Raw genomic sequence first — 4,884 nt, 5'->3', positions numbered from 1 at the left:
TTTTGCATATCTCTGATATTCAGATCCTCGAACACAATCGTCCCGAACCTGTTCACCACCTTCCGGGAGGTTTGATGAGCAAAATTGAGCCGTCTGTTAGCAATCCGTTCGTGAACGTGCGCGACGATCTTCCGGGCCTTCTTCCGCTCTGGAGTGCCCTTCTCGGCCTTCGAGAGTCTCCTCTGCACCTTGGCAAGAGCCTTATCGTCGGTGCGGAAGAACCGAGGGTTCTCGATCTTCTCCCCATTCGAGAGCGTGGCGAAAGATTCGAGACCTACATCTACCCCGACTGCGGTCTCCTTCCTGGGTGCTGGATCGGGATCATACTCGACCGAGAAGCAGGCATACCACTTCCCGGTTGCCGACCGCCGGATCGTGAGGGTCTTGATCGTCCCTTTGATCGGGCGGTGAAGGACGACCTTCACATCCCCGATCTTCGAGAGATTGATCCGGTTCCCAACGAACTTGAACCCGCCTTTCTCAGCCTGCGGATACGTAAAACTGTCATACCGCCCCTTCCCTTTGAACCGAGGATAGCCGGGTTTCTCCCCGGCTTTCGCTCGCCGGAAGAAGGCTTTGAGCGCGAGATCCACCCGAACCTGGACGTTCTGGAGGGTCTGAGCATAGACCTCCTTCAGTTCAGGCCGTTCGCGTTTCCACTGAGTCAGGATCTTGTTTGTTTCATACAAGGAAACCGAACGCTGTTCCTGTTCCCAGGCGGTCTTTCGCAATGCGAGCGTGTCGTTGTAAATCCACCGGCAAATCTCAAGTGTCCGCTCTAACTGAGTGACCTGAGATTTCGTCGGATAGATCCGGTAACGATACGTTCTACGGATTGTAACACTCTATTGACTTATGCTTAGATATGGTTGTCGGCGGCATTCATCCCACGACTGAAGTCGTGGGCTCCCTGCCTGTTTGATCGTAGAGTGCCTTGCGCAGGATGCGGTCGCTCACGACAGCATCGGACAGGTGGCGCTCGATAAACTCGATCCGATCGATGAGCACCTCCGTCTTCTGCAATATCCGCTCCCTGATCCGGATATCGTGGGCCTCCATTGGAGATTATTCATCCGTCGCCTCGATAAACCTTCTTGTGAACTACCTCGGGCCTTCCGGGCAGGCATCCAGGTCTGAACAACTCTCCATCCCGCATCAACGACCTCCTCCTTGAGTATCAGGATATCGCGGTCCACGCGGAAGTATGCCGTGGAGATCCGCCCCGGGCCTCCATCGAGGACTTCGCGCCCGAACACGGGAGACCCGGCCGGATCCCTGCTGCCCCCGTATGACAACCCTTAAGAGGAACCTTACGAGAGATACTACTCAACGATGCTCGATCAGTTCAAAGGCTGCCTGCTCGGGGCCGCCATCGGGGATGCGCTCGGCATGGCGCGGGAGAGCACACCGCCCGACTTCCAGCGCCTCCATGAAGGATACCGCCGCGCGTGGCGGGGGCACCCGAACGCGGGACTGAAACCCGGGCAGTTCACCGACGACACCCAGATGATGCTCCTGGTGGCCGGGATGCTCGCCGACGGCAGTTACTCGGAGGGGGAGTATGCCGCCGCCCTCGTCCGGATGTACATGAACGAGGACCTCCGGTTCCCCGATGCCGCCGTGGACGCCGCGTGCCGGCACCTCCTCCTCTCGGGCGAGCGACCGGGCGGCGTCGCCTCCAACACCGCCGGCTGCACCGGCATCGCCGTCCCGTTCGGGCTCGCCTACGGCGACCCGGTCGACGTCACCGAACGGGTGGTCCAGGCCTGCAGCGTCACCCACACCCACCCGGCCGCACACGCGGGAGCCGTCACCGTGGCGATCCTCGTCCACCACGCCGTCCGCGGCCGCCCCGACGCCCTCGATATCGCCGCGAAGGTCGCCGGCCTCGAGGACCTCGCCCTCGGCAGCAAGATCCGCGACGCCGTCCGGCTCGCGAACGAGGGGATCAGCCTCGAGAGTGCGTTATCCGTGATCGGGAGCGGCGTGACCGTCTACCAGACTGTCCCGCTCGCCTTCTTCCTGATCAACCGCATCAAGGAGGCCACCGCCCTCCTCACCACCGCCGCGCACGTCGGGGGGAACACCGACACCATCGCGCTCATCTGCGGCGCCTACACGGGCGCGACCCGCGGGAAGTCCGCCCTCCCGCAGGACCTCCTCGACGGGCTCGAGGGGCGCGACGAGATCGAGGCGACGGCCGCCCGGCTTTACGAGCGCTCTACCACAAAGCCTTAAGATTCTAGAAAAGACACCTCTTTCGTATGGAAATTGCGATCATCGGTGCATCCGGATATACCGGCGGCGAGTTAATGCGGCTTTTGCTGCACCACTCGTCCGCGGATGTCGTCGCGGCGACGTCCCGGAAGCTGGACGGCACCCCCGTCGCCTCGGTCCACCCCCATCTCCGGGGGCTGACCGATCTCGTCTTCCGGAACACCGAGGCCGGCGATATCGATGCCGACTTCGCCTTCCTCGCCGTGCCGCACACGGCGGCGATGAAGGTTGCCGGGACGCTTGCGGAACGGGGGATCAAGACCGTCGACCTCTCGGCCGACTACCGGCTGGCGAAAGACGTCTACGAGAAGACCTACGGCGTGGTCCACGAAGCCTACTTCGAGGCCCCGTACGGCCTCTGCGAGCTCCACCGGGACGAGGTCCGCGGCGCCTCCTTCGTCGCGAACCCCGGTTGCTTCCCGACGGGAGCGACCCTTGCCGCGGCCCCGCTTGCCAAATACGCCCACACCATCATCTACGACTCAAAGACCGGGGTTTCCGGGGCGGGGAACACGCCCTCCGCGACCACCCACTACGGAAACGTCGGCGACACCTTCAGCGCCTACAAGTGGACGAGCCACCGCCACCTTGCCGAGATGAAGCAGGAGGCCGCCCGGCTCGGCTCGACCGCCCGGTGCTACTTCACGCCCCACCTCCTCCCGGTGAACCGCGGGATCCTCACGACGGCCCACATCCTCCTCAACGAGCCGATGGAGCAGGCCGAGGTCGAGGCGCTCTACAAGAAGTTCTATGCAGACGAGTTCTTCGTCCGCTACCAGAAACCCACGCTCGCCGCCGTCCGGGGGACGAACTTCTGCGACGTGGCCGTCGAGAGCGAGGGCGACCGGGTCGTCGCGGTCTCGGCGATCGACAACCTGGTCAAAGGCGCGAGTGGTCAGGCGATCCAGAACATGAACCTGATGTGCGGGTTTGCGGAGAACGACGGTCTCCGCAGCGCCGGGATGCTCCCGTGAGGTGATGGCGATGAAGGTCAGGGAGATCATGACCCCGGACCCCGTGACCGTCCGGGTCGCTTCAACGGTGCGCGAGGCGGCGGGACTGCTCCGGAAGTACCATATCGGCGGGCTCCCCGTGATGGACGGCGACCGGGTGGCGGGAATCGTCACCGAGACCGATATCCTCTCGCTCCTGGATGTCGGCGACCTCTCCGACGACCTCTGGCTCCCCTCGCCGCTCGAGGTGATCGAGGTCCCGGTCCGGGAGTTCATCAACTGGGAGAAGACGAAGCGGGCGCTTGCCGATATCGGGGAGATGGAAGTGCGGCGGGTGATGAGCAGCCCGGTCGTCGCCATCGACGAGGATGCCGATATCGTCGACGCGGCGTCTCAGATGCTCCACGAGGGGATCGCACGCCTCCCGGTGCTCCGCGACGGAAGACTCGTCGGGATCGTCACCCGGGCCGACATCGTCCGGGGTATCGGGGTGTCATCGGGAGAAGAAGCATGAAGAGTATCTGTGGAGTCGAAGGCGTCGGTGCCTGGGGGATCAAGGAAGGAAAGTTCGGGCTCGCCCTGATCCGGGCGAGCGGGACGGCGGCCGGGGTCTTCACGTCGAACAAGGTCCGGGCGGCCCCGGTCGAGGTGATGATGGAACGGATGGAGCGAGGCACTCTTGACGCCGTCGTCGTGAACAGCGGGTGCGCGAACGCCTACACCGGCGAGCGGGGATACCGCGACGCGGTGGAGATGTGCACCATCGCGGCCGGAGCCCTCGGCCTCGACCCGGCGTCGGTCGGTGTCGCGAGCACCGGGGTGATCGGCCGCTACCTCGATCTCCCCCTGATCCGGGACCAGTGCGGGCGGGTCGCCCCGCTGCTTGCCCGGAGCGGTGACGCCGAGGACGCGGCGGCGAAGGCGATCATGACCACCGATACCTTCGCAAAGCACGCCCTCGTCGAGACGGAGTCGTTTACCGTCGGCGGGATCACCAAGGGGAGCGGGATGATCGCCCCCAACATGGGGACGATGCTTGCGTTCCTCTACACCGATGCGGAGGTCGAGGGACCGGTCCTCCAGGAGATCCTCCGGCAGGCAACCCGGCGGTCCTTCAACCGGGTCGTCGTCGACGGGGACACGAGCACGAACGACGTCGCCCTCTGCACCGCGACCGGTGCCGCAGGGAACGTGGATCGGGACGAACTCGCGAAGGCGATCGAGGCTGTCTGCCGCGACCTTGCCGTCCAGATCGCCCGCGACGGCGAAGGCGCGACGAAACTCCTCGCGGTGACCGTCCGCGGCGCTCCCGACGAGGACGCGGCCGCGGAGGTGGCGCGGACGATCGTCGCCTCCCCGCTCGTCAAGACCGCCGTCTACGGCGAAGACCCGAACTGGGGCCGGGTGGTCGCCGCCGCCGGGAGGGCCGGCGTGGCGTTCGACCCCTACGCGGTCTCCCTCTCGGTCGGGGAGACACCGCTCGTTCTCAGCGGCGAGATCGTCGCCGACCTCGTGAAGGCAAAGGACGCGATGCGCGGGAAGACCGTCGCGTTCGACCTCGATCTCTCCGCGGGCGACGGAAAGGCGACGGCGTGGGGATGCGACCTCACCGAGAAGTACGTAGAGATCAACGGGAAGTATACGACATGAAACG

General features: G+C 64.6%; 6 protein-coding genes. 4 read left to right on the top strand and 2 right to left on the bottom strand.

The genetic code is table 11. From position 1 onward, the window contains the following. Positions 1-836, bottom strand: an 836-nt coding sequence (locus PLN84_RS12500) for a transposase (protein WP_348532129.1), incomplete at its 3' end; no start/stop codon positions are given. 46 nt (positions 837-882) lie between these two features. Then, complete coding sequence (locus PLN84_RS12495) at positions 883-1,059, bottom strand: hypothetical protein (protein ID WP_292384097.1); 177 nt, start codon at positions 1,057-1,059, stop codon at positions 883-885. Between the two features lie 273 nt (positions 1,060-1,332). On the opposite strand from PLN84_RS12495, the gene PLN84_RS12490 reads away from it, so the two are divergent. From PLN84_RS12490 to argJ, 4 genes are read left to right on the top strand one after another with little or no spacing between them, the layout of a single operon-like run. After that, positions 1,333-2,238, top strand: coding sequence for an ADP-ribosylglycohydrolase family protein (locus PLN84_RS12490; RefSeq protein ID WP_292384099.1), 906 nt, complete (start codon positions 1,333-1,335; stop codon positions 2,236-2,238). A gap of 26 nt (positions 2,239-2,264) precedes the next feature. Continuing rightward, entirely contained in the window at positions 2,265-3,251 is a 987-nt protein-coding gene (gene argC / locus PLN84_RS12485) for an N-acetyl-gamma-glutamyl-phosphate reductase (RefSeq protein ID WP_292384100.1), read from the top strand. Between the two features lie 10 nt (positions 3,252-3,261). Then, complete coding sequence (locus PLN84_RS12480; RefSeq protein ID WP_292384102.1) at positions 3,262-3,744, top strand: CBS domain-containing protein; 483 nt, start codon at positions 3,262-3,264, stop codon at positions 3,742-3,744. After that, positions 3,741-4,880, top strand: coding sequence for a bifunctional glutamate N-acetyltransferase/amino-acid acetyltransferase ArgJ (gene argJ, locus PLN84_RS12475; RefSeq protein ID WP_348532128.1), 1,140 nt, complete (start codon positions 3,741-3,743; stop codon positions 4,878-4,880). Before PLN84_RS12480 ends, argJ begins: the two co-directional genes overlap by 4 nt. The last annotated feature ends 4 nt before the right edge of the window (positions 4,881-4,884 follow it).

The sequence above is a fragment of the Methanoculleus sp. genome (genome assembly GCF_035363275.1).
Taxonomy (GTDB): domain Archaea; phylum Halobacteriota; class Methanomicrobia; order Methanomicrobiales; family Methanoculleaceae; genus Methanoculleus.
The sequence above is the reverse complement of the archived record's forward strand: the minus strand, read 5'-3'. Positions and strand labels throughout refer to the sequence as shown.

What these genes read in the sequence shown, in the direction of transcription:
- PLN84_RS12495 (WP_292384097.1), bottom strand. Translation starts at nt 1,059, where the DNA reads ATGGAGGCCCACGATATCCGGATCAGGGAGCGGATATTGCAGAAGACG.
- PLN84_RS12490 (WP_292384099.1), top strand. Translation starts at nt 1,333, where the DNA reads ATGCTCGATCAGTTCAAAGGCTGCCTGCTCGGGGCCGCCATCGGGGAT.
- argC (WP_292384100.1), top strand. Translation starts at nt 2,265, where the DNA reads ATGGAAATTGCGATCATCGGTGCATCCGGATATACCGGCGGCGAGTTA.
- PLN84_RS12480 (WP_292384102.1), top strand. Translation starts at nt 3,262, where the DNA reads ATGAAGGTCAGGGAGATCATGACCCCGGACCCCGTGACCGTCCGGGTC.
- argJ (WP_348532128.1), top strand. Translation starts at nt 3,741, where the DNA reads ATGAAGAGTATCTGTGGAGTCGAAGGCGTCGGTGCCTGGGGGATCAAG.